At 70.3% G+C, this 26986-nt stretch carries 23 protein-coding genes and 1 pseudogene; 11 read left to right on the forward strand and 13 right to left on the reverse strand.

Annotated elements, in window-relative coordinates; genetic code table 11:
- Positions 1–17: 17 nt before the first annotated feature.
- The gene (locus ACTMTF_RS13425; protein ID WP_441110881.1) at positions 18–956 is read right to left on the reverse strand and encodes a hypothetical protein; all 939 of its coding nucleotides are present in this window, start codon (positions 954–956) and stop codon (positions 18–20) included.
- A 1438-nt stretch (positions 957–2394) separates the two neighbouring features.
- On the opposite strand from ACTMTF_RS13425, the gene ACTMTF_RS13430 reads away from it, so the two are divergent.
- Positions 2395–3270 carry a hypothetical protein gene (locus ACTMTF_RS13430; RefSeq protein WP_441110882.1) on the forward strand — a complete coding sequence of 292 codons (876 nt, stop codon included), beginning with the start codon at positions 2395–2397 and terminating at the stop codon, positions 3268–3270.
- A 108-nt stretch (positions 3271–3378) separates the two neighbouring features.
- Here the strand turns inward: ACTMTF_RS13430 and ACTMTF_RS13435 are convergent, their stop codons facing one another.
- Complete coding sequence (locus ACTMTF_RS13435; protein ID WP_441110883.1) at positions 3379–4437, reverse strand: hypothetical protein; 1059 nt, start codon at positions 4435–4437, stop codon at positions 3379–3381.
- Between the two features lie 111 nt (positions 4438–4548).
- On the opposite strand from ACTMTF_RS13435, the gene ACTMTF_RS13440 reads away from it, so the two are divergent.
- Positions 4549–5379 (forward strand): maleylpyruvate isomerase family mycothiol-dependent enzyme, encoded by an 831-nt coding sequence (locus ACTMTF_RS13440; RefSeq protein WP_441110884.1) that lies wholly within the window; start codon positions 4549–4551, stop codon positions 5377–5379.
- An 8-nt stretch (positions 5380–5387) separates the two neighbouring features.
- Here the strand turns inward: ACTMTF_RS13440 and treZ are convergent, their stop codons facing one another.
- The 3 genes from treZ to glgX are packed head-to-tail and all read right to left on the reverse strand — an operon-like array spanning position 5388 to position 11305.
- Complete coding sequence (treZ, locus tag ACTMTF_RS13445) at positions 5388–7094, reverse strand: malto-oligosyltrehalose trehalohydrolase (RefSeq protein ID WP_441110885.1); 1707 nt, start codon at positions 7092–7094, stop codon at positions 5388–5390.
- Entirely contained in the window at positions 7084–9219 is a 2136-nt protein-coding gene (treY, locus tag ACTMTF_RS13450) for a malto-oligosyltrehalose synthase (protein WP_441110886.1), read from the reverse strand. The genes treZ and treY overlap by 11 nt, the downstream gene beginning before the upstream one ends.
- A complete protein-coding gene (gene glgX, locus ACTMTF_RS13455; RefSeq protein ID WP_441110887.1) occupies positions 9212–11305 on the reverse strand; it encodes a glycogen debranching protein GlgX in 2094 nt (697 codons plus the stop codon). The genes treY and glgX overlap by 8 nt, the downstream gene beginning before the upstream one ends.
- A 211-nt stretch (positions 11306–11516) precedes the next feature.
- Between glgX and mscL the strand changes: the two genes are divergently transcribed.
- Both mscL and ACTMTF_RS13465 read left to right on the forward strand, forming a co-directional pair.
- Positions 11517–11942: a large conductance mechanosensitive channel protein MscL gene (gene mscL / locus ACTMTF_RS13460; protein ID WP_441110888.1), complete on the forward strand. Its 426-nt coding sequence runs from the start codon at positions 11517–11519 to the stop codon at positions 11940–11942.
- 144 nt (positions 11943–12086) lie between these two features.
- Entirely contained in the window at positions 12087–12662 is a 576-nt protein-coding gene (locus ACTMTF_RS13465; RefSeq protein WP_397010392.1) for a hypothetical protein, read from the forward strand.
- A gap of 4 nt (positions 12663–12666) precedes the next feature.
- Here ACTMTF_RS13465 and ACTMTF_RS13470 read toward each other — a convergent pair whose 3' ends face one another.
- Positions 12667–13224: a phosphatase PAP2 family protein gene (locus tag ACTMTF_RS13470; protein WP_441110889.1), complete on the reverse strand. Its 558-nt coding sequence runs from the start codon at positions 13222–13224 to the stop codon at positions 12667–12669.
- A gap of 143 nt (positions 13225–13367) precedes the next feature.
- Here ACTMTF_RS13470 and ACTMTF_RS13475 point away from each other — a divergent pair, with 143 nt between their 5' ends.
- Entirely contained in the window at positions 13368–14162 is a 795-nt protein-coding gene (locus ACTMTF_RS13475; protein ID WP_441110890.1) for a universal stress protein, read from the forward strand.
- 28 nt (positions 14163–14190) lie between these two features.
- Here the strand turns inward: ACTMTF_RS13475 and ACTMTF_RS13480 are convergent, their stop codons facing one another.
- From ACTMTF_RS13480 to ACTMTF_RS13490, 3 genes are read right to left on the reverse strand one after another with little or no spacing between them, the layout of a single operon-like run.
- A complete protein-coding gene (locus ACTMTF_RS13480) occupies positions 14191–15312 on the reverse strand; it encodes a glycosyltransferase (protein ID WP_397010398.1) in 1122 nt (373 codons plus the stop codon).
- Positions 15309–16283 carry a glucosyl-3-phosphoglycerate synthase gene (locus ACTMTF_RS13485; protein WP_441110891.1) on the reverse strand — a complete coding sequence of 325 codons (975 nt, stop codon included), beginning with the start codon at positions 16281–16283 and terminating at the stop codon, positions 15309–15311. The genes ACTMTF_RS13480 and ACTMTF_RS13485 overlap by 4 nt, the downstream gene beginning before the upstream one ends.
- A 19-nt stretch (positions 16284–16302) precedes the next feature.
- Entirely contained in the window at positions 16303–16536 is a 234-nt protein-coding gene (locus ACTMTF_RS13490; protein ID WP_441111037.1) for a hypothetical protein, read from the reverse strand.
- Between ACTMTF_RS13490 and ACTMTF_RS13495 the strand changes: the two genes are divergently transcribed.
- Both ACTMTF_RS13495 and ACTMTF_RS13500 read left to right on the forward strand, forming a co-directional pair.
- A complete protein-coding gene (locus ACTMTF_RS13495) occupies positions 16456–17340 on the forward strand; it encodes a Gfo/Idh/MocA family protein (protein WP_441111033.1) in 885 nt (294 codons plus the stop codon). The genes ACTMTF_RS13490 and ACTMTF_RS13495 overlap by 81 nt on opposite strands.
- A 49-nt stretch (positions 17341–17389) precedes the next feature.
- Complete coding sequence (locus tag ACTMTF_RS13500; protein WP_441110892.1) at positions 17390–18493, forward strand: zinc-dependent alcohol dehydrogenase; 1104 nt, start codon at positions 17390–17392, stop codon at positions 18491–18493.
- Positions 18494–18502: 9 nt separating this feature from the next.
- Here the strand turns inward: ACTMTF_RS13500 and ACTMTF_RS13505 are convergent.
- The 3 genes and pseudogenes from ACTMTF_RS13505 to ACTMTF_RS13515 form a co-directional block, all read right to left on the reverse strand.
- Positions 18503–19681: pseudogene (locus ACTMTF_RS13505) on the reverse strand (MGH1-like glycoside hydrolase domain-containing protein); the annotation flags it as partial.
- Positions 19678–20463: a sugar phosphate isomerase/epimerase family protein gene (locus ACTMTF_RS13510; protein WP_441110893.1), complete on the reverse strand. Its 786-nt coding sequence runs from the start codon at positions 20461–20463 to the stop codon at positions 19678–19680. The pseudogene ACTMTF_RS13505 and the gene ACTMTF_RS13510, both read right to left, overlap by 4 nt.
- Entirely contained in the window at positions 20460–21410 is a 951-nt protein-coding gene (locus tag ACTMTF_RS13515; protein ID WP_441110894.1) for a zinc-dependent alcohol dehydrogenase, read from the reverse strand. Before ACTMTF_RS13515 ends, ACTMTF_RS13510 begins: the two co-directional genes overlap by 4 nt.
- 477 nt (positions 21411–21887) lie before the next feature.
- Here ACTMTF_RS13515 and ACTMTF_RS13520 point away from each other — a divergent pair, with 477 nt between their 5' ends.
- Genes ACTMTF_RS13520 through ACTMTF_RS13535 form a run of 4 tightly spaced genes read left to right on the forward strand, consistent with a single transcriptional unit; the run spans position 21888 to position 26210 of the window.
- Complete coding sequence (locus tag ACTMTF_RS13520; RefSeq protein WP_441110895.1) at positions 21888–23252, forward strand: ABC transporter substrate-binding protein; 1365 nt, start codon at positions 21888–21890, stop codon at positions 23250–23252.
- Complete coding sequence (locus tag ACTMTF_RS13525) at positions 23249–24193, forward strand: carbohydrate ABC transporter permease (RefSeq protein WP_441110896.1); 945 nt, start codon at positions 23249–23251, stop codon at positions 24191–24193. Before ACTMTF_RS13520 ends, ACTMTF_RS13525 begins: the two co-directional genes overlap by 4 nt.
- Positions 24180–25025 carry a carbohydrate ABC transporter permease gene (locus tag ACTMTF_RS13530; protein WP_441110897.1) on the forward strand — a complete coding sequence of 282 codons (846 nt, stop codon included), beginning with the start codon at positions 24180–24182 and terminating at the stop codon, positions 25023–25025. The genes ACTMTF_RS13525 and ACTMTF_RS13530 overlap by 14 nt, the downstream gene beginning before the upstream one ends.
- Positions 25026–25028: 3 nt before the next feature.
- Entirely contained in the window at positions 25029–26210 is a 1182-nt protein-coding gene (locus ACTMTF_RS13535) for an ROK family transcriptional regulator (RefSeq protein ID WP_397010414.1), read from the forward strand.
- On the opposite strand, the gene ACTMTF_RS13540 is transcribed toward ACTMTF_RS13535, so the two are convergent.
- Entirely contained in the window at positions 26175–26966 is a 792-nt protein-coding gene (locus tag ACTMTF_RS13540) for a helical backbone metal receptor (protein ID WP_441110898.1), read from the reverse strand. The genes ACTMTF_RS13535 and ACTMTF_RS13540 overlap by 36 nt on opposite strands.
- Positions 26967–26986: the final 20 nt, after the last annotated feature.

Here is a 26986-nt window from a genome sequence, read left to right on the forward strand (position 1 = left end):
CCCTCTCCCTGAAGAGCTCAAGCGGCGATCAGCCGCTCCCTCTCCAGAAGCAGCTCCTCACGACGCTGGTGCAACTCGCCGCTGCGCTGGGTGAGCGTACGCACGGCTTCGCCGACCCATTGGGACATCTCGGCGACGGCGTCACGGGTGCGGTTGATGCGCTGGTGCTTGAGGGCGTCGGTGATGATGTTGTCGAAGAACACGTCGGCGAACCACCGGGTGTCCACCTCGGGCAGCCGCGGGTCGGCCACCCAGCCGAGGTCGGCGAGTTCCCGGGAGAAGACGTCGAGTGCCCGCTGGGCATGCCACGCCGTCTGGTCCGCCGCCTTGAGGTGGTGACGCTCGACGGCGTCGGTGTAGGCGCCGCCACCGAGCATGTCCCAGGTCGAGGCCCCGCGTGCCTTGTTGAGCAGGCTCAGCATCTGGCCCACGGCCTGGCCTGCGGTCATGCCTACCTGGAGCGCCTCCTCGTGCTCCCGGAGGTCGGCCAGCGCGTCGGCCAGCAGCGTGGCCAGCTCCATGAGCCTGGCTCCTCGGTCGTCGCCCAGCTCCACGAGCAGGCGCTCCTTCTCAGCAAGCAGCCGCCTGTAGGACTCGTGCGCCCCAGCGGTCTCGGCGAGCTCGCGGTCGGTGCGGTCGAGGTCGCCGGTCAGCTGCGCCAGCCTCCCCCGCTGTCCGTCCAGCCGCTCGTGGACCGCTTCCGCCTCGGCCCGCTCCTTGGTCAGCCGCTCCTGCTTGGACCCGACCAATCCGGCCACGAACCCCGCGAAGCCGCCCTCCAGCCTGGCCACATCGTGCCGCTCCTTGGCGAGCTCCACCTCCAGCTGACCGATCAGCTCGCTGACCTCCCGAACCTGGGCCGCGATCGCCGACCGCCGCCCCGCCAGATGGTCGAACCTCCGAACTCCCTCCCGCGCCTCTCGCAGTCCCTGATCAAGGTTTTCGAATTGGGTCACATCTGGTGTACGAACGATCACTCCCGGACGTTCCGGACCCAGGCGTAATAAGCCGCATCGCAGGCGGTGAGCTCGCTGATCTGGTTTGTCGGCAGAGTCCTCTAAGCTCCGAAGCCAGTGATCAACTATGAGGGCGAAGGCAGGTCCGGTGGCACGTCTGATCCGTGGTCTCGACAACACGGTGCTGGTGGAGTTCGGGGAGCTCGCCATCTTCTTCGAACGCAACGACGGTGACATCCTCCTGGAGAGTCCCGGTGACGGCGACCTCGCCCACATCCGCCTGGAAGCCTGGGACTCGCGGCCACCCGAGCCGGCCCCCGCCTGGATCCCCGTCGAGAACACCACCATCGAGGGCGGCACCGGCTTCGTGGCCGTCGGCTCGGTCGCGGAGGACGCCACCGAGCGCTTCGTCATCGGCCCACCGCACTTCCTGTACGGCCTGACCGCGCACTCCCAGCCTGCCGGAAAGCTTCCGCAGACCGCGTCGGAGGAGGAGTTAGAGAAGGCGTACGAGAGCAGGGAGCCCGAACGATGGCTGATCCGGTTCTGGCCGATCAGAGATGCCTTCGACCCTGCCAGACACGCCCGCCCCGACCATGTCGAAAGCCTGTCCGGTGCTGACCCCCAAGACTTCCTTTCGAACGCGACACCACCGGCTTCCCCTGCACAGAGCCTCCTGCCTGACCCGCATACACCGGCTCCCGAGGCGGAGAGCCGGCCACCGGCCCTGAGTGGCCCACCCACCGACGCCCAGAACCTCCCACCCGGCCTGAGGGGCTCGGCCACCGACGTCCCAGCAGACTCGAACACGCCGACTCTCCACGCCCAGAGCCCGCTACCCGACCTGCAAACGCCGGCCGCCGACGGACAGAGCCTCCCACCGGCCGCCGGCACACAGACCAGCCCGACCCCCTCCGGGTCTCCGGCCGGCGACGCACAGGCACTTCCACAAGACGCTCGACCACCGGCCTCCGACGCACAAGCCCACCCAACAGCCTTCGGCGCTCCGGCCACCGGCGCACACGATCTGCCGCCAGGCGGGGGACCACCAGCCTCCGATACAGGAGCCTCCCCTCCAGGCCCGGGAGTCCCAGCCACCGATGCCCAAGCCCCACCGCCAGACCTGAGGGGCCCAGCCACCCACAGCCAAGCCCCACCGGCAGATCTCAGGGGCCCAGCCACCCATGCCCAAAGCACGCAGCCAGACGCCGGAACACCGGCCTCCGGCGCGCGGACCCACCCGCCCGTCCCGGAGGTTCTGGCGTCTGACGTACCGGGCCTTCCGACAGGTGACAGAACGTCGGCTGCCGGCGCGGGGCGTTTCTCGGCAGAGGTTGGGGCGTCGGCTGTTCCTGGGAGCGTTGGAGTGCCCGGGGTGGGCGCGGCGCCTTCGGGGAGTCTTGGCGGTCCAGGGCAGCAAAGGGCTCTGCCGGTCCAGGTGCCGGTTTCTGAGGCGGCCGACTGGCCGGCGGCTCGGGTCGCGCGCGAGCAGGCCGTACTGGAGGAGCGGCTCGCCCGGCAGGGGGCGACCATGGCCGATTTCCTGACCGCCAGAGGGCTGCCTCCTGACACTCCGTTCGACCGGATGGCGGAGACGTTGAGGCAGCGCAGCCTGGCCGAGACGGCTGAGCGTGAGGGGTGGCCGGACTGGTGGAGGGCGTTGGCAGGGCGGTATCCCGACCTCGGCCCGCAGTGGCTGCCGATCTCGCACGAAGCTGTGAACTGGCCGGTTGAGCGCCGCCATGAGCTGGCACGGGCTCTGGTCACCCGCATGCGTACCTCCGCGATCCTCAACCGGGACGGTGCCCGTACGTTCGTCACCGACATCCGCGTCAACAAGGCCGAGCCCGGCGACACCTGCCGGGGCTGGCGCTGGGAGAGCGCTGGAGCTCCGGACCACGAGACACTGACCGTGAACCGCCGGGTGGTGTACGAGGACGTGATGAGTGGCACGACGCTGGTCACCGGCATTGTCACCGTCCTGTGGCGTGACGAAGAGGGCTATCACGTCCGCGACGCCGAGCCTGTCGAGGCCGCTCGCCTCATCTGCGCGGAGGCAGTCTGGGCAGCCTCCTCCCAGGGCCCCACTGACAAGCCCCGTGAGTGGCACGCCTTCTCCCCGACCCTGCCCGCCTCTGCCGTGCCCCAGCCCCCGGCAACCGCCCAGCCATCCCTCAGGGACGAACCGGCCGTCACGGGACAACCCGCCGTCACGGGTCTGCCCGCCGCTGCCGGCCAGCATCCGGGTACCGAGCAACCTCCAGCCGCTGGCGAGCTGCCCGTCACCCAGCAACCGACGAGCGAGCGTCCGTAACCGGCTGGTCGCGTTGACCTGTCGCACCGGGGGCCTGTTCCACCGTTGATGTTGTCTTCGGGCGAAGTCGTCTCACCGGGGACCTACCCCTGGCCATAACCGGCGGGCTCAAGCGGCGAGAGCCCGTGATGGGTCCGAGGTGTGGCCGTCGATTGCGGTCAGGGTGGCTCCAGGGCTCGCGTGGGGCCGGGCGTCGAAGGTGTCTGGGAAGCCTGGGGGTGGGCCGGCTCTGAGGCAGGTGGCCTGGTCGGTGCCGCCTGCGGGGGCGACCTTGAGGCGGGTGGTGCCGCCCGCTCGTCCTGGCTCGGGGGAGCCGGTCTCGCAGGGGGTGAGGCGGACGGCGAAGGGCGGCTCACCGGGCCGGAGCGGCTCTATCCGCAGATGGTCGTCGATGGCGCGCTGCCGGATGTCAGGGTGGGCGGCGACGAAGGCCAGCTGGTCGGTGACCAGGCGGTGGGCGACCGTGCGCAGCAGGCCGATGGCGCATCGGTGGTGGGTGCAGGCCCCGCCGTCGAGGGTGATCTCGGGCACGGCGAAGCGCCGGAGTCCTCGCGAGGTGACACCCAGGCCATCGCGGACACCCGGCTCAGGTGCGCGAGGGCTCAGCCCCAGCGCGCGAGGGCTCCAGGCCGGGGTGACGGCCGAGAGGGATAGCGCGGCGGGAGGGCTCCCAGGTGGGGGGCCCACCGAGGAGGCAGGCCGAAGGCGGGTGGTGTCGTGGGGGTGGATGTCCCAGCCCAGCCAGTCGTCGCCCAGGTCGAAGTCCACCGGCTCCCCCTCAGCCCTCTCGCACGCGGGCACCGCCATGCCGCTCAGGGGGTCGATCAGCAGGCCGTCGTACGCGCGGGCCAGCGCGCGGGCCGTCGCGCGGGCGAGCTGTACGCCGCCGGGCAGCTCGTGCGGTGGCACCGTCGTGGAGACGACGAGGTGCTCCCCGGATCGGCGCAGCAGGCGCCGTTCGTCGGCCGTGAGGCTGGTCCGGCCGGGTCTCCACCGTGTCGGCTGATGGGTGACCAGCAGCGCCGGACTGCCGATCGCTCTGATGGCGGCCCTCCTGTGGGGCGCGCCCACCCGCCATGGCACGGCGGTGACGTCGAACGGGATCCGCTCGGCGACCACGACGAACAGGGACGTCAGCGCGTGGGGCAGCGAAAGGACGATGTTCATGAGAGCCTCCGACGTACGTTCGATGAGGCACCCAGCATCGGCAATGCCCAGCCGGCGGCGTGGCGGCGAACGTCGTTCTGTGGACGACGGAGGGTTGTCCACAATGGAGCCATGAAGATTTTCGGCTCGGCCATAGACGTCCGCCCCTTGTTCCCGCGCGAGCGGGAGGCCATGCTCGACCTGCTACGCGGCCTTGACCCGGCAGACTGGGCCAGATCCACGGTCTGTCCAGGCTGGGATGTGCACGACGTCGCCGGTCATGTCCTCAACGACTACATGCGCCGCCTGTCAGGCAGCCGCGACGGGTACGGCGGCGCCGTCTTCGCCAATGACGAGACGCTTCCCGCCTATCTCACCCGTACCAACGACGAGTTCGTCCGGGCGAGTCGCCAGCTCAGCCCCCGGTTGCTGATCGAGCTGCTGGAGCACCTGGGGCCGCGGCTGGACGCCGTCTGGGCGGCACGCGACCTGGAGGCGCCCGCCGACCTGAACGTGTCCTGGGCGGCCATGGACCTCGACAGCCCCACCTGGCTGGACATCGGCCGTGAGTACACCGAGTTCTGGGTCCACCAGCAGCAGGTGCGCGACGCCGTCTCCCTTCCCGGAGCGACCGAGCCGGACCTCATGGCACCGGTGCTGGAGCTCTTCGCGCGGGCGCTGCCGTACGCCATGAGAGCGCTCGACCGTCCGGAGGGCACGACGGTCCGCCTGGAGGTGCTCGGGCCCGCGGGCGGGCAGTGGAGCGCTGCCCGGGAGGACGGCAGGTGGCGGATGGCGACGCCGGCAGGAGAGCCGGCGGCGCGTGTCTCGATGGATCAGGACACCTTCTGGCGGCTCGCGACCAGGGGTGTCACCGTCGAGCAGGCTCGCGAGCGTGCGCGGGTGAGTGGTGACCCGGAGCTCACCAGCGCCATGACGACCCTGCTCGCGGTCGTCGCCTGACAAACCGGTCAGGGGCGGTGGATCACCAGGGACTGGCCCGGCAACCGCGTGCCCTCCGGCCGTGCGGACACGTTCTCGTCGGAGGCGAGCAGCACCGCTCCCAGCGGGACCGGCAAGGTCACGGACTCCGGCGAGAAGTTCACCGACACCGCCAGCGCCCCCCGCCACATGACCAGCCACCGGTCGTCCGGGTCGCAGTCGACCCGGACCCGGTCCAGGCGGGGGTCGGACAGCTCCGGCAGGGCCTTGCGCAGGGCCGTCAGGTCGCGGTACCAGCACAGCAGCGACCAGTGCCCCTCCTCCTTCAGCTCGTCCCAGTCGAGCTTGGAGCGTAGGAAGGTCTCCTCCTCCGACGGGTCGGGCGCCTCCCAGGCGTAGCCGAAGCCCTCGAACTCGCGCTGCCGGCGCCCGCCCTCGCTGTCGCGCAGCTCCGGCTCGACGTGGTCGGAGAAGAACAGGAACGGCGTCCCGGCCCCCCACTCCTCCCCCATGAACAGCATGGGCGTGAACGGCGAGGTGAGCAGCAGTCCGGCGCCGAGCTTGAGCTCGGGCATCGGCAACCGGTCGCCCATGGGCCGGTTGCCGATCTGGTCGTGGTTCTGCAGGCACGCGACCAGCCGGTGGCCGGGCACACCGGTGAAGGGCCGTCCGTGCGCGCGGTCGCGGAAGCTCGAACGGCTCCCGTCGTGCAGGACGCCCGAGGTCAGCACCTTGGCCAGGGCGGGCAGGCCGGCGAAGTCGGCGTAGTAGCCGTGGTGCTCGCCGCTGACGGCGGTGTGCAGCGCGTGGTGGGCGTCGTCGTTCCACTGGGCGGTCATGCCGAGCCCGTCGGCGTCGCGCGAGCGCACCATGCGGGGGTCGTTCAGGTCGGATTCGGCGATCAGCGTCAGCGGCCTGCCGACCGCACAGGACAGCGCGTCGACCTCGTCGGACAGCTCGGCCAGCAGGTGGGTGGCGCGGCGGTCGTGCAGCGCGTGCACGGCGTCCAGGCGCAGCCCGTCGATGTGGTAGTCGCGCAGCCACTGCAGGGCGTTGTCGATGAAGTAGCGGCGCACCACGTCGGACCCCGGCCCGTCGAGGTTGACCGCCTCGCCCCAGTAGCTGCCGGCGAATCCGGAGAAGTACGGCCCGTACGGGTGCAGGAAGTTGCCCGACGGTCCCAGGTGGTTGTAGACGACGTCGAGGATGACGCCGAGACCGGCCCGATGGCAGGCGTCGACGAGGGTCTTGAGCCCGTCGGGACCGCCGTAGGTGTGGTTGACGGCGTAGAGGTCGACGCCGTCGTAGCCCCAGTTGCGGGTGCCGGGCACCGGCGCGACCGGCATGATCTCCACGAAGTCGGCGCCCAGCTCGGTCAGGTGCTGGAGCTTCCCGGCGGCGGCCTCGAACGTCCCCTCGGGGGTGAAGGTGCCGATGTGCAGCTCGTAGATGACGCCGCCCCGCAGGTCGCGCCCCTTCCAGTCGTGGTCGGCCCAGGTGAAGCGGGCGTCGTCGTACACCGCGCTGGGCCCGAAGACGCCCTCGGGCTGCCAGCGGGAGCGGGGGTCGGGGTAGGGGCCGTCTCCGTCGAGCACGAAGCCGTACCTGGTGCCGTGCCCGGCTTCGGGCACGTCGGCGGACCACCAGCCGTCCTGGCTCGCGGACATCGGCCGCCGGCCGCCGGGGACGTCGACCTCGACCGCCGTGGCCGTGGGTGCCCACACCTCAAAGATCATGTCTCTCCAGGAGTGCGACGGGATGCATGCCGAGCAGGTGAGCCAGGGGGGTCCGCCCGGTGTACAGGCCGCCGCCGAGCAGGTCGCGCCAGTGTCCCGGGGGCAGCGCCAGCGTGGTGTCCCCCCATCCGCTGCCGGCCAGGCGGGCGGGCAGACGGGTGGCGATCGCGACGGCCTGCGGCCCGCCGCCCTCGCCGCGCGCGAAGGCGATCACGTGCTCCGCCGCCTGCCCCTGGGCCTGCAACGGTGTGTACGGCGCGGCGGGGCCGAGGCGTCGGCGCAGCCGCAGCGCCTGGCCGGTGACCTGGAACTTGACCCGGTCCCAGTCGGACGCGGGCGTGCGCGGGAAGGTGACGGGACGCCGGTTGTCCGGATCGACCAGGGAGAAATCGGTCATCTCATTGCCCTGGTAGACGTCCGGCACCCCCGGCATCATCAGCTGGACGAGCTTGGCGCTCAGCGAGTTGGACCTGGCGAAGCCGTCTATCCGCTCGGTGAAGCGGCCCACCGGCAGCCGGACGGCGGCCTCGGCGAAGTCGCGCAGTCGCTGCTCGTAGCCGGGATCGGGGCGGATCCAGGAGGTGGCGGTCTTGGCCTCGCGCGCCGCCTTGAGCAGGTAGGCGGCGAACCGCTCGGCGGAGATCGGCCAGGCGGCCATGAGGTTCTGCCATGCGAGGTAGTCGAGGTGGGGGTCGAAGCCGAGCTCCGCCTCCCACTGAGACACGGCCTCGGCCCACTCCTCCGGCAGCTCCGACAGCACGGCCAGCCGGGCCCGTACGTCCTCCGACCGTTTGGTGTCGTGGGTGGACAGCGTGGTCATCGAGTCCGGCCGCATCTCCGCGCAGAACTGGTGGAACTCCTCCACCGAGGTCCCGAACCGGTCAGGCTCGCCCCCCACCTCGTTCAGGCACGACAGGGGGAACCACCGGTACAGCGCGGTGTCCTCCACCCCTTTGGCCATGACCGGCCCACAGGCCTGCTGGAACCGGGTGATCACCTCGGCGGAGCCGTACAGGACCTGCTGGACGAGCGGCCGGACGGCGGGAGAGCAGGTGGCGGCGGCCCGTTCGACGATCTCGACGGCCTCGGGCGGCGGCGGCTCGCCGGGCACCACGTAGGCCCGGTAGACCGGCATCGCGGCCAGCAGCTCGGCGACCACCTCCGGGGCGCAGGCGGCCGCGTGGGCCAGCCGCCGGACCTCGGCGCCGAAGAACAGGTCGATGACCTCGTGCTTGGCCCGCATGACCACGGGCAGGTAGTCGTCCCGCTCGCCGGTCAGCCGGGTGAACAGCTCGACGAGCGGCGTCTTGCCCTCCGGGTCGACGAACAGCCCGTTGACCCGGTTGAGCACTTCGTAGCCGGTGGTGCCGTCGCAGGCCCAGTCGTCCGGCAGCCGTTCGTCGCCGATGAGGATCTTCTCCACGACCGTCCACACGCCGCCGGACCTGGCGCGCAGCCGGTCCAGGTAGCCGCGCGGGTCGGCCAGGCCGTCGGGGTGGTCGATCCGCAGCCCGTCGGCCAGCCCCTCGTCGAGCAGCCAGAAGATCACCTCGTGCGTGGCGAAGAACACCGCCGGATCCTCGACCCGCACCCCGATCAGTGTGGAGACGTCGAAGAAGCGCCGGTAGCCGGGCCCTTCGCGCCAGTCGACGAGCCGGTAGTGGCCGGGGTGGGGGAAGGCGTGCTCGTGGTAGCGCAGCAGGTCGCCGTCGACCACCGGCTCGGTGTCGTCGCCCAGCACGGGCAGCGCCACGGTCCCGCCGTCCCAGTCGATGTCGAACCAGCTCGCGTACGGCGAGTCCCGGCCGTGCTGAAGCACCGACCAGAACTGGGCGTTCTCGGTGTTCATGTGGTTGGGGACGAGGTCGAGGATGACGCCCAGATCGAGCGTGGCGAGCCGCTCGGCCATCTCGCGGAAGCCCTGGGCGCCGCCGAACTCCTCCCGGATCCTGGAGTGGTCGGTGACGTCGTAGCCGTGCCGGGATCCGGGGGTCGCCTGCAGGATCGGCGACAGGTAGAGGTGGCTGACGCCCAGCTCGCGCAGGTAGCCGGCGGCCTCCGCCACCTGGGCGAAGCCGAAGTCGGGGGTGAGTTGCAGTCGGTAGGTCGAGGTGGGCCTAGACACGGCGCAGCACCCGCACGCTGCGTCCGGGCACGTCCACGCCCTCTCCTGCCCGGCACATCCGCACGTCCAGCCCGATCGGCATGGCGGTGTCGATCTCGGTCTGCCACATCTCGCCGTAATCCTTCGGGATCGTGAACTTGATGGTGTCGTGGTGGGCGTTGAACAGCAGCAGGAACGAGTCGTCGCGGATCGGCCTGCCCCGACGGTCGGGCTCGGTGATGGCGTCGCCGTTGAGGAAGACGGCCAGCGACTTGGCGTAGCCGACGGTCCAGTCGCTGTCGGCCATCTCCTCCCCGGAGGGCGTCAGCCAGGCGATGTCGCTCAGGCCACGCACCGGCTTGCCGTAGAAGAACCTCCTGCGCCGGAAGACCGGATGCTTCTTGCGCAGCGCGGCCAGGCTCTGCGTGAACTCCAGCAGCAGCCAGTTCTCCCGGACGTCCGACCAGTCCACCCAGGTCAGCGCGTTGTCCTGGCAGTAGCCGTTGTTGTTGCCCTGCTGGGTGCGGCCCAGCTCGTCGCCGTGCGAGAGCATCGGCACGCCCTGCGACAGGAAGAGCGTGGTGAGGAAGTTGCGCTTCTGCTGCTCGCGCAGCGACTCGATGGCCCAGCCCGCCGGGCCTTCCTCGCCGCAGTTCCAGGACCGGTTGTCGTCGGTGCCGTCGCGGTTGTTCTCCTTGTTCGCCTCGTTGTGCTTGTGGTCGTACGAGACGAGGTCCTGCAGGGTGAAGCCGTCGTGGCAGGTGACGAAGTTGATCGAGGCGGCGGGGCGGCGGCTGTCGTCCTGGTAGAGGTCGCTCGACCCGGTGAACCGGGAGCCGAACTCGGGCAGCGTGGCCGCCTGGCCGCGCCACAGGTCACGGATGGTGTCGCGGTAGCGGCCGTTCCACTCGGTCCACCGGGACGGGAAGTTGCCGACCTGGTAGCCGCCGGGGCCCACGTCCCATGGCTCGGCGATGAGCTTGACCTGCGACAGCACCGGGTCCTGCTGGACCAGGTCGAAGAAGGAGCTCAGCCGGTCGACCTCGTGCAGCTCGCGGGCCAGCGTCGAGGCCAGGTCGAAGCGGAAGCCGTCGACGTGCATCTCGATGACCCAGTAGCGCAGCGAATCCATGATCATCTGAAGGACGTGCGGAGACCGCATGAGCAGGCTGTTGCCGGTGCCCGTGGTGTCCATGTAGTAGCGCTTGTCGCCGTTGACCAGCCGGTAGTAGTCAGGGTTGTCGATGCCACGGAAGCCGAGCGTCGGCCCCAGATGGTTGCCCTCGGCGGTGTGGTTGTAGACGACGTCGAGGATGACCTCGATGCCCGCCTCGTGCAGCGCCCGCACCATCGCCTTGAACTCCAGCACCTGCCCGCCACGCTGGCCCTGGCTGGAGTAGCGGTTGTGCGGGGCGAAGAAGCCGATGGAGTTGTAGCCCCAGTAGTTGGACAGGCCGCGCTGCTCCAGGATGTGGTCGGTGACGAACTGGTGCACCGGCATCAGCTCCAGCGCCGTCACGCCGAGCTTGGTGAGGTGGTCGAGGATCTCCGGGTGGCCGAGCGCGGCGTACGTGCCGCGCAGGTGCTTGGGGATCTTGGGGTGGCTGATCGTCAGGCCGCGCACGTGCGCCTCGTAGATCACCGTGTCGTGGTACGGCGTCGCGGGCGGCCGGTCGTGCCCCCAGCCGAAGAACGGGTTGATCACGATCGAGCGCGGCACGTAGGGGGCCGAGTCCATGTCGTTGCGGGTGTCGGGTGAGCCGAAGCGGTAGCCGTACACCGCCTCGTGCCAGTCGACACCGCCCTCGATCGCCATCGCGTACGGGTCGAGCAGCAGCTTGGCCGGGTTGCACCGCAGCCCGCGGGCCGGCTCGTAGGGGCCGTGGACGCGGTAGCCGTAGCGCTGCCCGGGGCCGATGCCGGGCAGGTAGCCGTGCCAGATGAAGCCGTCCACCTCGGTGAGCGGCACCCGCGATTCCCAGTTGTCCTCGTCGAACAGGCACAGCTCCACGGAGTGCGCCACCTCGGTGTAGAGCGAGAAGTTCGTGCCCGCGCCGTCGTAGGTCGCCCCGAGTGGGTACGGGTCTCCCGGCCACACTTCGATCATCGAAGCTCCCTCACGGTCTTTCCCATGGTGTGTCCTCTCGCTCCACCGGACAACCCCGGTTTCGTCCGCCCCGCCCAGCGGCAACCTCTTACCTTCCCCGCGCCTCGCGCCGATCACTCTGTACCCCGTCGCGAGCGGCTAACCGCCCTGGCGTACGCCCGCGTCCCAGGACAAGGTTTGACCGTCTCTTGACCGGCTATATTGCGGTGCCATGGGTGGATTCAAGAACTTCATTCTGCGCGGCAACATCGTCGAGCTGGCCGTCGCCGTGATCATCGGGGCCACGTTCAGCGGGCTCGTGCAGGCGCTGGTCACCGACCTGGTGACGCCGCTGATCGGCGCCGTCACCGGCGGGCGGCAGCCGGACTTCGCCGAGTACTCCTTCACCGTCAACGGCAGTGAGTTCAAGTACGGCGACTTCCTCAACCACCTGATCACCTTCCTGATCATCGCGGCGGTGATCTACTGGCTGGTCGTCACACCGATGACCCGGCTGCTCGCGCTGCTCGACCGGAACAAGGCCGCCACGACGAAGCAGTGCCCGGAGTGCATCAGCGACGTGCCGGTGGAGGCGCGCCGCTGCATGTACTGCACGGTCGAGCTGGTCCCCGGCTCGGAGACCCCGGCCACGCCCTAGCCCGCCTTAGCCCGCCCATGTCCGTACTTGGCAGGATCGGTGGGCTTGGAGCGCCACGCGGGTGAAGGTCTGGTGGGACGAGGGTTTCGCGTTCTTCCGGCCACTACCTACGCAGATGCGGCACCGGTTCGACAAGATGGACGGGTGAGCGTTGAGTTGATGGTCTGGAACGAGCCCGCGCCGATCTCCAGGGACCAGGCGCGAGCCGCCTACCTGGAGGTCAAGAAGACCGAGCCCGTCGCCGGGCAACTGCCGGACATCGCCAAGGAGCTGCCCGGACTCGTCACCGTCTACCACGATCAGGTGCTGGTGGCGATGGACCTGGACTCGATGGACGAGCTGTCCGGCCAGGTGTTCACGGTCGCCCGCGCGCACGGAGTGGCCTGTTACGACCCGCAGCGCGATCTCGTGCACAACGTCGCGCCGCTCGGCGTCCACCAGGGGATGCAGCTGCACACCGGTGACGGCCTGATCGTGCACGACCCCGATCTGGGCCTGGTGCATGACGTGCTGGCCACCCTGTCACCGCAGAACCCGTTCGTCGCCCTGGTGAACTTCGGGCAGCACTTCATCCAGGTCTCGCCCGGTTACGAGCTCGAATACAAGGAGACGGACCTCATCAGGACCGAGGTGGCCGAGCTCGACGAGGTGCAACGGGCCTTCCAGGAGTACGCCACGGGCGAGCGCGGGTTCCTCGGCCGGCACGAGTGGTCGGCCTGACGACCTACGCCCGCTGAGCGACTGACAGGCGGGCGCGGAGCAGCCGGACGACCGGCGTGACGGCGCCGACCAGCAGGAGCGTGAACAGCGGCGCGAGCACCAGGCCGATCAGCGCCCCGGCGGCCACGTCGTGCGGGTAGTGCACGCCGACGAAGACCCGCGAGAACGCCATGACCGCGGCCAGCGGGAGCACCACCCAGGCCAGGGTGCGCCAGATCAGGACGAGCGTCGCGGCGGCGCCGACGGCGATCACCGAATGGTTGCTCGGGAACGACCAGTCGCCCACGGGCGGGCAGGCGGCGATGGTCGCGACCCCGTCCCGGCACGGCCGCTCCTCCCGGATGAGGATCTTCACGATCTCGCTGCTGACGTACGCGCACACGATCCCGGCCGGCCCGGCGATGGCGAGTGCCAGGTCGCGGGGCGGGGCGTTCCTCGCCCGCCACCACGTCAGCACGAACAGCGCCGCGAAGAGGAACAGCCCGGCGTCGGTGCCGACCTCGGCGAGCGTGTGCAGCCATGCGGGCGTGGTGAGAGCGAAGTCGACGATGTCGCGGTACAACGGGTGTCCAATCTGTTAACAGCCGATGGACAGAACCTTACGAGTGGATCTTCGTCGACACCTCGGCCTTTCGGATGATTACTGCCTTCATGTCCCCGAGGAAGGCTGCGTATCCCCACCTCGGACCGGGTATGGAGGCTCTCGTGATCGGAGGGCAGGTGATCGTCGGCTACACCGACGACGCGGGCGGGCGGGACGCTCTCGCCCTGGGCGCCGCCATCACCCGCATCACCGGCGGCGACCTCACGGTGGTGTCGATCTACCCGCCGGGCAGTCCCGGCCTGGCGGTCGAGGCGCAGGCGGGCCTGGCCAACGCGGCGGTCCGGCTGGAGGACGTGCCGGCCGAGTTCATGGCGTTCGAGAGCAGGGGCGCCGGTCGCGGGCTGGCGGTGCTGGCCAGCCGGATCAGGGCGGACCTCGTGGTGGCCGGGTCGGCGGACGGCGGGCCGCACGGCCGCATCCAGCTCGGCAGCACCACCGACCACCTGCTGCACCTGTCACCGGAGGCGGTGATGCTGACGCCCGCCGGCTACGTGCCGCCTGACGGCCCCACCCGGCTCACGCTCGCCTACGTGCACCGCCCGCAGTGCGACACCGCCGTCGAGCAGGTGGCGCAGGCCGCGCTCCGGCTGGGCGTGCCGCTCCGGCTGATCACCTTCGACCTGCGGACCGAGGACCGGGGACGGCTCAGGGACGATCTCGCCCTGGCCGTCCGGCAGGCGTGGGAGGACACCGGCATCGAGGCCGAGGCGGAGGTCGCCGAGGGGCATGACGTGGCCGCCGCGGTGGCCGCGGCCGAGTGGCTGCCCGGCGAGCTGCTGGTCTGCGCGGCCAGCGAGGACGCGCAGCCGCACCGGGTGTTCATCGGCGAGCAGGCGATGAAACTGCTGCGCGCCTCACCGTGCCCCGTCGCCGTGCTGCCACGCGGCTTCGCCTGACGACCTCCGTTCTGGGACGGCGGCCGGCCTAGCGGCCGCGCCTGACCGCCTGGTCGTACAGCTCCAGATAACGGTCGGCCATCACCGCCGGGGAGAAGCGGACGCGGGCCTCGCGGCGGCACTCCTCGGGGTCGAGCTCGTCCACCCGCAGGACCCACTCCGCCAGCTCCTCCTCGGTGTCGGCGAGGAAGCCGGTGCGGCCGTGGTCGATGATCTCGGGCATGCAGCCCCGGCGCAGGGCGACCGGCGGCACGCCGAGCGCCATCGCCTCCACCACGGCCGTGCCGCCCGGCTCGTCCCATTGGATGGGGAACAGGGCCGCGCGGGCCGAGCCGTAGAGGGTGTCGCGCTCGTCGCCGCCCAGGGAGCCGGCCCACGCGATGAGGTCGCCGTCGAGGTAGGCGCCGAGGTGGTCCAGGTAGTAGCGGACGTCGGCGTGGCCGTGCAGCGGATGGTAGGGGTCCTGGGCCACGACGTCCAGCTCGGCGGGGGTGTTGAGGCCGCTCACCGGGCCGGCCAGCACCAGCGGCAGACCGAGCTTCTGGCAGACCCTGGCGGCCACGTGCTGGCCCTTGAGCCCGCAGACCCGGCCCATCACCACCAGGTGCTCGCCCCGCTCGACCCGCAGGTCACGGTCGGCCAGCGGGGTCGCCAGGTGCACCGCGCCGAGCGCGACGTCCTGCACCGCCCTGGGCGCGCGGGCGAGCTGGGAGTGCGAGACGCCGTTGACCGCGATCGACTGCGGGAACGACCGGTAGAAGGCGGCGTGCTTGCGCAGGTCCCAGTGCAGGGTGTGCAGCACGGGCGGGCCGTCCAGGGCCGACAGCACGGCGGGCCCGACGACCTCCAGGTGGTCGTGGACCAGGTCGATGTCGTCGCGACGGCGCAGCTCCGCGGCCACCCGCGCCTGGTGGGCGTGCGAGATGCCCATCACCTGGTTGTACGGCTTCTGCAGGTGGGCGAACTGCCCCTGCTCGAAGACGCTGATCAGCTCGTCCACGTCGAGGGTGCTCGACCCCACCGAGGCCAGGATGATCCGCACCCCGCGTTCGCGCAGGGCCGGGACGAGCGTGGCGACCACGTTCTCGATGCCGCCGTAGCCAGGGGGCGGGACCGCCAGCCACGGTCCCGCGTTCACCAGGACGTTCATGCCACATCCTCCTCCAGTACGAGGGAGGCCAGCGGAGGCCGCTCTGCCACGGCCACGTCCACCAGATCGGCCTGCCCTTCGAGCCCGAACTGCAGCAGCGTGTGGGAGGGGGGCTCCGAGGTGAGGACGCGCCCCTGGCGCTCCAGCCGGGACCACGCGGTGGCCATGATCTGCCCCGCCATGCGGCCGAGCGCGGCCACCGACTGGTGGCTGTGCGTACGGGAGCCGAGGTCGACCTGCGCCATGGCATCGAGCCCGATCAGGTGCAGGAGGTCGACCAGGAGCCCGAACTCCACGCCGTACTCGGTGACGAACGGCACCCGCTCCAGCGTCTCCCGGCGGGCGGCGTACTCACCCCCGAGCGGCTGCGCGAAGCCGGACAGTTCCGGCCAGAACATGTTGAGCAGCGGCCTGGCGACCAGCTCGGTGACGCGCCCGCCGTCACCGCGCCTGACCACGCCGTCCGCACCGGTGAAAGGCCGTTCGTAGGCGGCTTTGACGAACTTGATGTTCCTGTCCAGAAGCAGCGGCCCGAGGAGACCGGAGACGAAGTGGGAGCCGAAGTTGCGCAGGTCGGCGTCCACGAAGACGACGATGTCCCCGCTGGACGCGGCCAGCCCCTTCCACAGCGCCTCGCCCTTGCCGGTCAAGGGCGGGAGCTGGGGAAACACCGCTCGCTGCGCCACCACCCGCGCTCCCGCCGCGGCCGCTCTGACCGCGGTCGCGTCGGTGGAGTTGGAATCAACGACGATGATCTCGTCCACGAGCGGTGTCCGCTCCACGAGGTCACGGCGGATCACGGTGACGATGTCGCCGACTGTCGACTCCTCGTCACGCGCCGGCAGCACGACGCTCACCGTGGTCGTCCCCTTGGCTGGGAGCAGGGCGTCGAGCGGCCAATCCCCGGCCGTGCTCGAATGCGGCCCGTACCACTCCCGGACCCTTGCCAAGGCGCGAAGATCTGTCTCCATGCAGTCATCCCCGATCTTTTCAGGTCACGGTCGGCGACATCTGCCCTATCCATGCGCCTTCGAACATGGTTGTTTGTTTTCTGCTGACCGTGGGATATGCCGGGTTATGATCCCCACTACCCGTATCGGCATGGTAGGTGCCGGTAATGTCGCCGCGAGGCACGCTGAGGTCCTGTCTGGTTTCGGCGATGTTAAGATCGCCGGAATCGCGGACACAGATCCGCGCCGGGCCGAAACACTGGCGTCGAAGCACGACTCCCCCGCTTACGGAAGCCACACCGACCTGCTGGAGGCCGGCGGTCTGGATGCCGTTTACGTCTGTGTGCCTCCATTCGCGCACGGTAATCCAGAGCTCGATATCTTGGCCTGCGATATCCCTATTTTTGTGGAGAAGCCGCTCTCACTTGATCTGGGGACCGCGGAGAAGATCGCCGACGAGATCGACCGGCGCGGCCTGCCGTCCGCCGTCGGTCACCACTGGCGTTATCTCGACATTCTCGACCAGGCGCGGGAGCTGCTGGCCGACCGGCCGGTGCGCCTGGCCCTGGGCCACTGGCTGGACAAGGTCCCCCCGGTCGGGTGGTGGCTGGACCCCATGATGTCCGGCGGCCAGACCGTCGAGCAGGCGGTCCACGTCCTCGATCTGGCGAGACTGCTGGTGGGCGAGGTGAGCATGGTGCACGCCGTGCCCGCCGAGAGCCCGGTGAACGGCGAGATCGACCACGCCACGGCGGCGGTGATGCGCTTCACGGACGGGGCGACCGGGCTGCTGGCCACCACCTGCCTCCTGCGCCACAAGCATCGGGTGGGGCTGGAGGTGCACGCCGAGGGCATCGCGCTCGACCTGACCGAGACGGAGCTGGTCGTGGACGGCGAGCGGCAGGTCCAGGACGGCGGCAAGGCCAAGACGATGGTCGATCGCACGTTCGTGGACGCCGTACAGGGTAGAGAAGCCGACGTGCGGGCCCCGTACCGGGAGGCCCTGAAGACACACCGGCTGGCGCTCGCGCTGGCGCGGTCGGCACGACAGCGGGAGCCGGTGATGCTCGATGGGTGACCACGGTGGCCACACGGACAGGGCGTACGGCAAGTCCATGGGCCCAGTCATGGGCGCAATGCTGAGCATCGAGGCGCCCGGCGAGGTGACGCTGGTCGAGGACAAGCTGGTCGAGGTGCCCGACGGCGGGTTCCGGGTCGAGACCGGGCACAGCGGGATCTCGGCCGGCACCGAGCTCACCTACGTCAAGGGGGACAATCCCTACCTGACCTCCACCTGGGACCCCGCGCTCGGCCTGTTCCGGCAGGGCACGCCCTCGGTGGCCTATCCCGTGCGCGGCATCGGATACATGCAGGTCGGCACGGTGGTCGAGACCCGCACCCGGGCGGTGCGCGAGGGCGCCACGGTCGCGATGGCCTACGGGCACCGCACCGGCTATGTGGCCGACCCCCTGCAGGACCGCTTCGTGGAGCTACCGGACGACCTGGACCCGATGCTCGGCATCTACGTGGCCCACATGGGCCCGATCTGCGCCAACGGCCTGCTGCACGCCGCCGCCGACCTGCACGGGCCCAACGTCCGGGAGCTGGGCGACGGCGTGCGGGGGCGGCGGGTCGTGGTGATGGGCGCGGGCGTGGTCGGGCTGCTGACGGCGTCGTTCGCCCTGTCGTACGACGCGGCGGAGGTCGTGGTCGTGGACGAGACCCCCGACCGGCTCGCCGTCGCCGCGGCGCTCGGCGCGAACGTGCTGGCCGCCGACGAGGACCCGGCCGTGGAGCTGAAGCGGCGCTGGCGGCACGGGCCCAACGACCGGGGCGCCGACGTGGTGTTCCAGTGCCGGGGCCAGGCGCGGGCGCTGGCTCTGGCGTTGAAGCTGCTGCGACCGCAGGGCACCGCGATCGACCTGGCCTTCTACACGAAGGGCGCGGACGAGGTGCGGCTGGGCGAGGAGTTTCACCACAACGGGCTGTCGCTGCGCTGCGCCCAGATCGGCCGGGTGCCGCGCGGGCTGGCGCACGCGTGGGACAGGGAACGCCTGTCCCACGAGACGATCGGCCTGCTCAGGCAGCGTGGCGACCTGCTACGCCGGCACGTGATCACCGAGGTCGCCGGCTTTGCCGAAGCTCCCCGCCTGCTGGCCGACCTCGCGAGCCGCCGACGGCACGCCGTGCAGGCCGTGCTCAGCCACCACGTCGAGGATGAGGGCGGCTGACCAGCTGAAGTCGCGCGATCCGTGCCCCTGCAGCGTGATGGGGTCGAAGTACTCGCGGAACCCGGACCGCACCACCGCCTTGATCATGTTGTCGGCGAGCGAGGCGGCCAGGTCGGCGCGGCGGTCCTTGAGCCCCTGCCAGACCAGCCAGGTGAGGTTGATCCAGCTCGGCCCGCGCCAGTAGCGGACCGGGTCGAACTGCGGGGCGGCGGGAGCGAAGCTCGGCAGCACCGCGTCCTTGAGGGCGAAGCGGTCGAGCCCGGTGCCGATCAGCGCGTGCGCGATCTCGCGCGGGAGGCCGGGCAGGATGAGCGGGACCAGGCCGGCGGCGCTGCTGGAGCGGATCAGGTTGCCGGTGCGCACGTCGCGGGGCTGGAAGAGGCCGTCGTCGTAGAGGTGCTCGACCATCGCGGCGGTGATCGCGGCGGCTTCGGCGCGGTGTGGCTCGGGATCCAGGCCGCACGCGGCGGCGATGTCGGCCAGCGCCAGCTCGGCCATCCCGTAGGCGGCGTTGAACAGCGGGTCCTCGACGTGGAACTCGCCCGCCTGGCGGTAGCCGGAGTCGCGGTAGGCGCGGGCCAGCGCGGTGTAGCGCTCGTAGTCGCGGTCGGTGGGCCGCTCCTCGGCGCTGACATGGGTCAGATCCCTGCGGCGGTAACCGGTGGCGCCCGTCTCGACGGCGGCGAGCGGCCGGTCCCAGGCGGGGCTGTTGTCCATGCCCGACTCCCAGGGGTGCACGATCGAGATCAGCCCCTCCGGCGAGCGCCTGGCGGTGCGCAGGAACTCCTGCTGCGCCACCAGCCGGGGATAGATCCTGCGCAGGAAGGCCAGGTCGGGCTCGGCCTGGTGGACCCGCCACGCGGCCAGCGCGTGCACCGGCGGCTGCACGATGCCGGAGGTCGCCGCGCCGGAGGGCGAGCGCGCCTGCCAGAACTCCGGCCCCGGGAAGTAGGCCCCCTCGGGCACCACCGGGTTGAAGACGATGTGCGGCACCCTGCCGTCGCTCCACTGCGCCCCGAACAGCGACAGCAGCTCGGTCCTGGCCCGCCTGGGCGACAGGTGGGCGTTGCCGATGGCGATGAAGGCGGAGTCCCAGCTCCACTGATGGGGATAGAGCCTGCGCGAGGGGACCGTGTGTCCGCCGTCCCAGTTGTCGATCAGTACACGCACCGCATCGCGGAGGATCATAGGAACTTCCTGATGAAGGCGGCCGTCTGGGGAAGAACGATCTCGGGCTCACCGCGCAGGCGGCATTCGAGCGCCAGGTAGCCCTCGTAGCCGACGGCGTCGAGGGTGGCGAGCTGCGCGCCCCAGTCGAGGTGGCCGGTGCCCGGCTGGTTGCGGTTGGACTCGCTGATCTGCATGTGCGCGAGGTAGGGGGCGGCCTCGATCAGCGAGCGGCAGGGATCGTCCTCCTCGATGTTCATGTGGTAGGTGTCGCCGACGATCCGGATCGAGTCCATGGCGCAGTAGGAGACCGCGTCGGCCAGGGTGTTGACCATGTGGTTCTCGTAGCGGTTGAGCGGCTCCAGCATGATCAGCACGCCGTTGCGCTGCGCGTGCTCGCCGAGGATGCCCAGCGCCTCGGCCAGCACCTCGCGGTCCTCCTGGGCGCTGCGCGGCGGGACGAACGGCGGCAGCCGCAGGGAGAACTGGCCCCACGAGGCCGGGGTCATCACGCCGACGCCGCCGAGCTCGCCGATGACCGAGAGCTGCGACCTGAGCTGCTGGATCGCGTCCGTCCGCTTGGCCGGGTCGAAGTCGCCGATGAAGTGCGGCATGTCCACGCACACGGTCGGCATCACGACGCCGTCGGCCAACGCCCGCTTGAGCTCGGTCAGGCGGCCCGCGAAGTGGAAGTCGCCCTTCCCGCGCAGCTCGATGGCGTCGAACCCGGCCTCGATCGCGAACGCGAACTTCTCCTGCAGGGACCGGCCGGGCAGGAGCTGCTCCTGGGCGGCGAGCTTCACTGTGACTCCTCGAAGGTGAAGACGAGCTGGAGCACCTCGGACGGGTGCTTGTCGATCAACTCGAAGGCGGCGGCGGCGTCGTCCACGGGGACGACGTGGCTGATCAGATCGGTGACGTCGATGTCACCTCGGTGCACGACCTCCATGAAGGTGCGCTGCAGACGCTCGACGTCCCAGCGGTGGGCGAGCCAGGAGGCGACCCCGCCGATCTGGGAGGAGACGAGCTGCACCTGGTTGTGGTGGAACTCCTCGCCGAGGCGCAGCCCGATGCCGTCACCCTGGTAGAAGCCGGCGGCCACGACCCGGCCGCCTTTGCGGACGGTCCTGATGGCCTCGTGCAGGCCGAGGTTGCTGCCGCTCAGCTCGATGACGGTGTCGGCGCCCTCGATCCGCTTGCGGGTGAACTCGGCGACCGAGCCGGACCGGACGTCGAACGTCTCGGCGGCGCCGTACCTCCTGGCGAGCTCCAGCCGGGCCGGGATGGCGTCGGCGGCGACCACCCGCGCGCCGCTCAGCACGGCCAGGCGGGTGGCGAGCAGGCCGATGACGCCCTGACCGAAGACGGCGACCTGGTCGCCGAGATGGATGTCGGCGGCGTGCACGGCGTTCAGCGCGATGGCGCCGACGCGGGCGAAGACGCCGGTGATCGGGTCGGCGCCCGGTGGCAGCACATGACCGACGAGCTTGGCGGCCGGGACGACGGCTTCGGCCCGGTGGCCCCAGATGCCCCAGACGAGGCTGCCGACGGGCGGGTCGGCGACGTCGGGCGCCGCCTCCACCACCTCACCGACCTCTTGGTAGCCCCAGCCGCTGAGCGGATAAGCGTGGGTGTTGCCGTCGAGGAAGAGGCGCTGCTCGGTGTCCCACTTGCGGTTGAGATAGGGATTGGTCCCCCGATAGGCCGTCAACTCGGTGCCCGCGGAGACGCCCGAGAACAGAGTGCGCACGCGCACGCTGCCCGCGACGAGCTCGGCGGGCTGTTCCAGGCTGACAGAGACAAGGCCTGGCTCTTGAAAGGTGATGACGCGCATTTCCCACACTTATGCCTTTTGATCAAACAAAAGTCGATCAATTACGGGTTGTTGGCAAACCATAGTTGCGCCCGGAACACTCGTAAGTCTACGACTTCCGTCGAGTCTCCTGACGAAAATGGGGGTTCAGACGGTGTGTCTTCTGGAAAGGCACCTTACCCGGCATACAACACCAGGTCATACGCTTAGATTCCTAACGCGACATCCTTCGCGAAGAGCAGACCCCCGCTTTGCCTGCGCGCCCGGCCACCTGAACATTCCACGCCCGGCGCATGAGGCGCAGGTGAAAGCAGTGACCGGCGTGACCACGTCAAGGCTGGTCTCACTTACTCCACGTTGAGCCGTCTCGTCCGGGGGTACGTGCGGGCGTATCCCCGTACAGAGGAGCGTGCCATGCCGAAGCGGGTAACCGCCGTCCTCTCCGCCGCACTGCTCGCCGCGACCTGCCTGGCGGCCTGTGGCGACGACAGCGAGCAGGCCACCGACCGGATCACCGTCTGGACCGAGGAGAACCTCGAAGACCGGATGGCCGTCCAGAAACAGATCATCGCCGAGTTCACCCAGAAGACCGGGGTCAAGGTCGACCTCGTCGGAGTGGCCGAGGACCAATTCAGCCAGGTGATCACCTCCGCCGCCGCGGCGGGCGACCTGCCCGACGTGATCGGGGCGCTTCCCCTCGCCTCGGTCCGTGAGCTGGAGGCCAACGACCTGCTCGACACCGAGACCGCCGGCAGGATCGTCGATCGGCTCGGGCGGGACACGTTCTCGGCGCGGGCCCTGGAGCTCGACAGCTCCGAAGGCAAGCTGCTGGCCGTGCCCAGCGACGGATGGGCGCAGCTCATCCTCTACCGCAAGGACCTGTTCGAGCGGGCCGGGCTACAGCCGCCCGACACCTACGAAGCGCTGCAGGCCGCGGCCGCGAAGCTGAACACCGGCGGCACCGCGGGCATCACGCTGGCGGTCGCGCCGAAGGACGCCTTCACCGCGCAGAGCTTCGAGCACATCGCACTGGCCAACGGCTGCCAACTGGTGGACGACGCCGGCAACGTCACCCTCGACTCACCCCCGTGCGTCAGCGCGTTCGACTTCTACGCCGGCCTGGCCAGGGACCACTCGGTCAAGGGCATGCAGGACGTCGACTCCACCAGGGCCACCTACTTCTCCGGCAAGGCCGCGATGATGATCTGGTCGTCGTTCGTCCTGGACGAGCTGGCCGGGCTGCGCAAGGACGCCCTGCCCAGCTGCCCCGAATGCCGGGACGATCCTGAATGGCTGGCCAAGAACACCGGAGTCGTCACCGCGCTGAAGGGCCCTGACGGCAGCGCGCCCGCGCAGTACGGCGAGATCGTCTCCTGGGCGATCATGCGGGACTCCGCCACCGACCCGGCCACCCGGTTCGTCTCCTACATGATGAACGAGGGCTACGAGCGGTGGATCGGGATGGCGCCCGAGGGCAAGTTCCCCACCCGCAAGGGGTACGCGGACAAGTGGGACCGGCTGCCGGCGGGCGTCGACACCAAGAAGCCGCTGGCCGACGTCTACCCGGCCGAGGTGCTCGACGCGCTGCGCACCAGCCCCGACACGTTCGGGCGCTGGGGCATTCCGCAGGGCCAGGGCAAGCTCGTCGGCGCCACCATGGGCGAGCTGCCGGTGCCCACGGCGCTGAGCGCCATCGTGAACGGCTCACTCACCGCCCAGGCCGCGGCCACCCAGGCCAAGACCGAGGTGGAGACCATCAAGCGCGGGATCCGCGAGTGAAGCGCGGGCGGACCCCGCGCGGGCAGACCGTACGCGGGCAGACCCTGCGCGAGCAGGAGGGCCGGGCCGGGCTGGCGCTGATCTCGCCGACCCTGACCATCACGCTGGTCGTGGTGGTGCTGCCGCTCCTGTGGGCGATCATGCTGGCGTTCCAGGACGTACGGTTGATCAACATCCGCCAGGTGGGGCTCTTCGGCGGCTACACGCTGGAGAACTTCACGTACGTGCTGGCCGAGCCGGGATTCTGGACGGCCCTGGTCAACACCCTGATCTACACCGTGGCGGGCACCGGGCTGTCGATCGTGATCGGGCTGGTCGCCGCGCTGGCCCTGCGCGACAGGTTCAGGGGCAGGACCCTGGTCAGGGCCTCGATCCTGATCCCGTACGTGGCGCCGGTGGTGGCGGTGACGTTCCTGTGGGAGACGATGCTGAGCCCCCAGTACGGCATCGTGAACACCTGGCTGCGCGAGCCGATCGCCTTCCTCACCCAGGCCAGGGGCACCTTCCTCGGCGTCGAGGTGCCGGTGGCGCTGCTCACCGTGATCGCGTTCGAGGCGTGGCGGTACTTCCCCTTCGCCTTCCTGTTCATCCTGGCCAGGATCCAGGCGCTGCCCGCCGAGCTGGACGAGGCCGCGGTGGTGGACGGGGCGACGCCGACGCAGCGCTTCCGCTACGTGATCATGCCGCAGCTGTGGCGGATCATCGCGCTGCTGGCGGTGCTGCGGTTCGTGTTCACCTTCACCAAGTTCGACGACGTCTATCTGCTGACCGGCGGCGGCGCCGGCACGGAGGTGGTCAGCGTGCGCGTCTACAACTTCCTGACCGCCCGCGACGACATCGGCGCCTCGGCCGCGCAGGCCATCGTGCTCGCGGCCGTGCTGGTCGTGTTCCTGGTCGTCTATCTCAAGTTCTTCGCTGGAGGCGACCGTGACCAGGGATAGGTTCGAGCGGGCCCTGTTCAGCGTGCTCAGGCCGCTGGTGATCGCCGTCCTCTTCCTGATCACCGCGTTCCCGCTCTACTACATGGTGATGCTGTCCTTCCGCGACATCCAGGAGCTCATCCTGGAGCCCGGCTCGCTGTGGCCGCGGAACTTCACCTTGGACACGTACACGAACGTGCTGGGCCGGCAGGGCTTTCTGACCTTCATGCGCAACAGCGCGATCGTCGCGGTCGTCTCGGTCGCGGTCACGCTGCTGATCTCGATCCCCGGCGCGTACGCGGTCGCGCGGCTGCGCTTCTTCGGCCGCCGGCAGGTGCACTTCCTGTTCCTGGCCGTCTACCTGTTCCCGGCCATCGTGCTGGCCATCCCGCTCTTCGTGCTGTTCACGATGCTGGGGCTGCGCGGGTCGCTGACCGGCCTGATCCTGGTGTACATCGCGCAGACCGTGCCCGTCACGGTATACATGCTCCGCAACTACTTCGAAACGGTGCCGCAGAGCGTGGAGGAGGCCGCCGCGATCGACGGTTGCAGCCGCCTGTCGACGATCTGGCGGGTGGTGCTGCCGCTGTCCAAGCCCGCGCTCATGGCGACCGGACTGTACGCGTTCATGATCGCTTGGAACGAGTTCCTGTTCGCTCTGCTCTTCCTGGTGGAAAAGCGGGACAGCTGGACCGTTTCCCTGGGACTCTCACAGCTGGCAGGCAGCATCGAGATCCCGACAACGGTTCTCATGGCGGGATCCGTGGTTCTGACACTGCCCATCGTGATCGTGTTCTTCGCCGGCGAGAGACTGCTGACGGAGGGCCTCACCGCAGGGGCGGAGAAGGGATAGACCATGCTGACGGCAGGGCAGGTCCTCCAGCTCATCCGCGACGGCTCCTGCCCGACACGCAGAGAACTGATCGAGTACACCGGTCTGTCCCGGTCGACCATCACCGACCGGGTGGACCGGCTGATCGAGGCCGGGTTCATCCACGAGTCCGGCGTCGGGACCTCCGGCGGCGGGCGGCCGCCCTCGGTGCTCGACATCGACGCCACCAGCCGCCTGGTGCTGGTGGCCGACCTGGGGGCCAGCCACGCCCGGGTGGCGCTCACCGACCTCGCGGCCCGGCCGATGGCCGAGGAGCACACCGAGATGCGCATCGAGCTCGGCCCCGAGGCCGTCCTGTCCTGGGTGGGCCAGGCCTTCCAGCGGCTGCTCGACCGCGCCGGCCGGACCGCCGGCCAGGTGTGCGGCATCGGCCTGGACCTGCCCGGCTCGGTGGACCACACGACGGGCCGGGTCATCAGGTCGTTCCTGATGCCCGGGTGGGACGACCACCCGATCCGGGAGTTGCTGCGGGAGCGGTTCGACGTGCCGATCCTGGTGGAGAACGACGCCAACGCGATGGCGCTGGGCGAGTGGTGGTCCGGCTGGCGCCACTGCGAGTCGCTCATCCTGATCAAGGTGTCCACCGGCATCGGCACCGGCATCGTGCTGGGCGGGCGCGTCTACCGGGGTGTGGAGGAGGCCGCGGGCAACATCGGCCACGTCCGCCTGCACGAGGCCGACGACCGCGTGTGCACCTGCGGCTCGCGCGGCTGCGTGGCCTCGCTGGCGAGCGGCTCCGCCATGGCCGCGGACCTGGGCCGGAGCAGCAGCCGCGACGTGGTCCGCCTGGTGCACGCGGGAGACCCCGCCGCCATCGCGCGCACCCAGGAGGGCGGCCGCACGCTGGGCATCGTGCTGGCCACGGCGGTCAGCCTGCTCAACCCGGGCGTGCTGGTGCTGGCCGGTGACATGGCGGCGACGGGAGAGCACTATCTGACGGGCATCAGGGAGAGCGTCTACCGCCGGAGCCTGCCGTACACCACCCGCAACCTGGAGATCGTCCCGAGCTCGCTGGGCGACCGGGCGGGCATCGTGGGGACGGCCGTCGCCGTCATGGAGCACGTCCTGTCGCCGGCGGCCGTCGACGCGGCCCTGGCCGAGCTCGCCCCGTCACGAGGACGGGCCAGGACCGGCGCGGCCGGCTGACAGCGCGGCCTCCAGCCCGGCCCTGGCGGTGGTGAGCGAGGGGCCGTACCACGTGAGCAGCCGCCCGCTCACCAGCGCGCAGGGCAGGCCGGGGAACGACTCCGGGCCGTCGGTGGCGGTGAAGGCGTAGGGCTCGTCGGGCAGCACCACCAGGTCCGGGCGGGCCGCCACCAGCTCCGGCAGCGGGATCTTCGGGTAGCGGTCGGGGTGGCCGGCGTAGAGGTTGTCCACGCCCAGCCTGGCGAGCACGTCGCCGGTGAAGGTGTCGCGGCCCACCACCATCCACGGACGCCGCCAGATGGGGATGACCGCGCTCCTTCTCGGCCCTTCGTACGGCGCCCGCCAGCTCTCCTCGGCCCGGTCGAGCCAGCCGGGACGGCCTGCGCGGCAGGCCACGGCGAACATCCGGGCCAGGGAGGCGAAGGCCTGGTCCAGGGTCTCGATCCTGGTCACCCAGACGGGGACGCCCGCCGCGCGCAGCGCCTCGATGTCGGGGGCGCGGTTCTCCTCGGCGTTGGCCAGGACGACGTCCGGGCGCAGCCGCCTGATCAGGTCGAGGTCGGGGTTCTTGGTGCCCTTGACCCGGGTGACGTCCAGGTCGGCGGGGTGCGAGCACCAGTCGGTGACGCCCACGAGAGCGCCGGGGAGCGTCGCGGCCACCGACTCCGTCAGCGACGGCACGAGGGACACGACGCGCGTCACCGTCTCGGGGACCGGCACGACCGCCCCGGTGTCGTCGACCTGTTCGCCTGGCACAGAAGAACTCTATGCGTCGT

It is taken from the genome of Nonomuraea sp. ZG12 (genome assembly GCF_052068115.1).
Taxonomy (GTDB): Bacteria; Actinomycetota; Actinomycetes; order Streptosporangiales; family Streptosporangiaceae; genus Nonomuraea.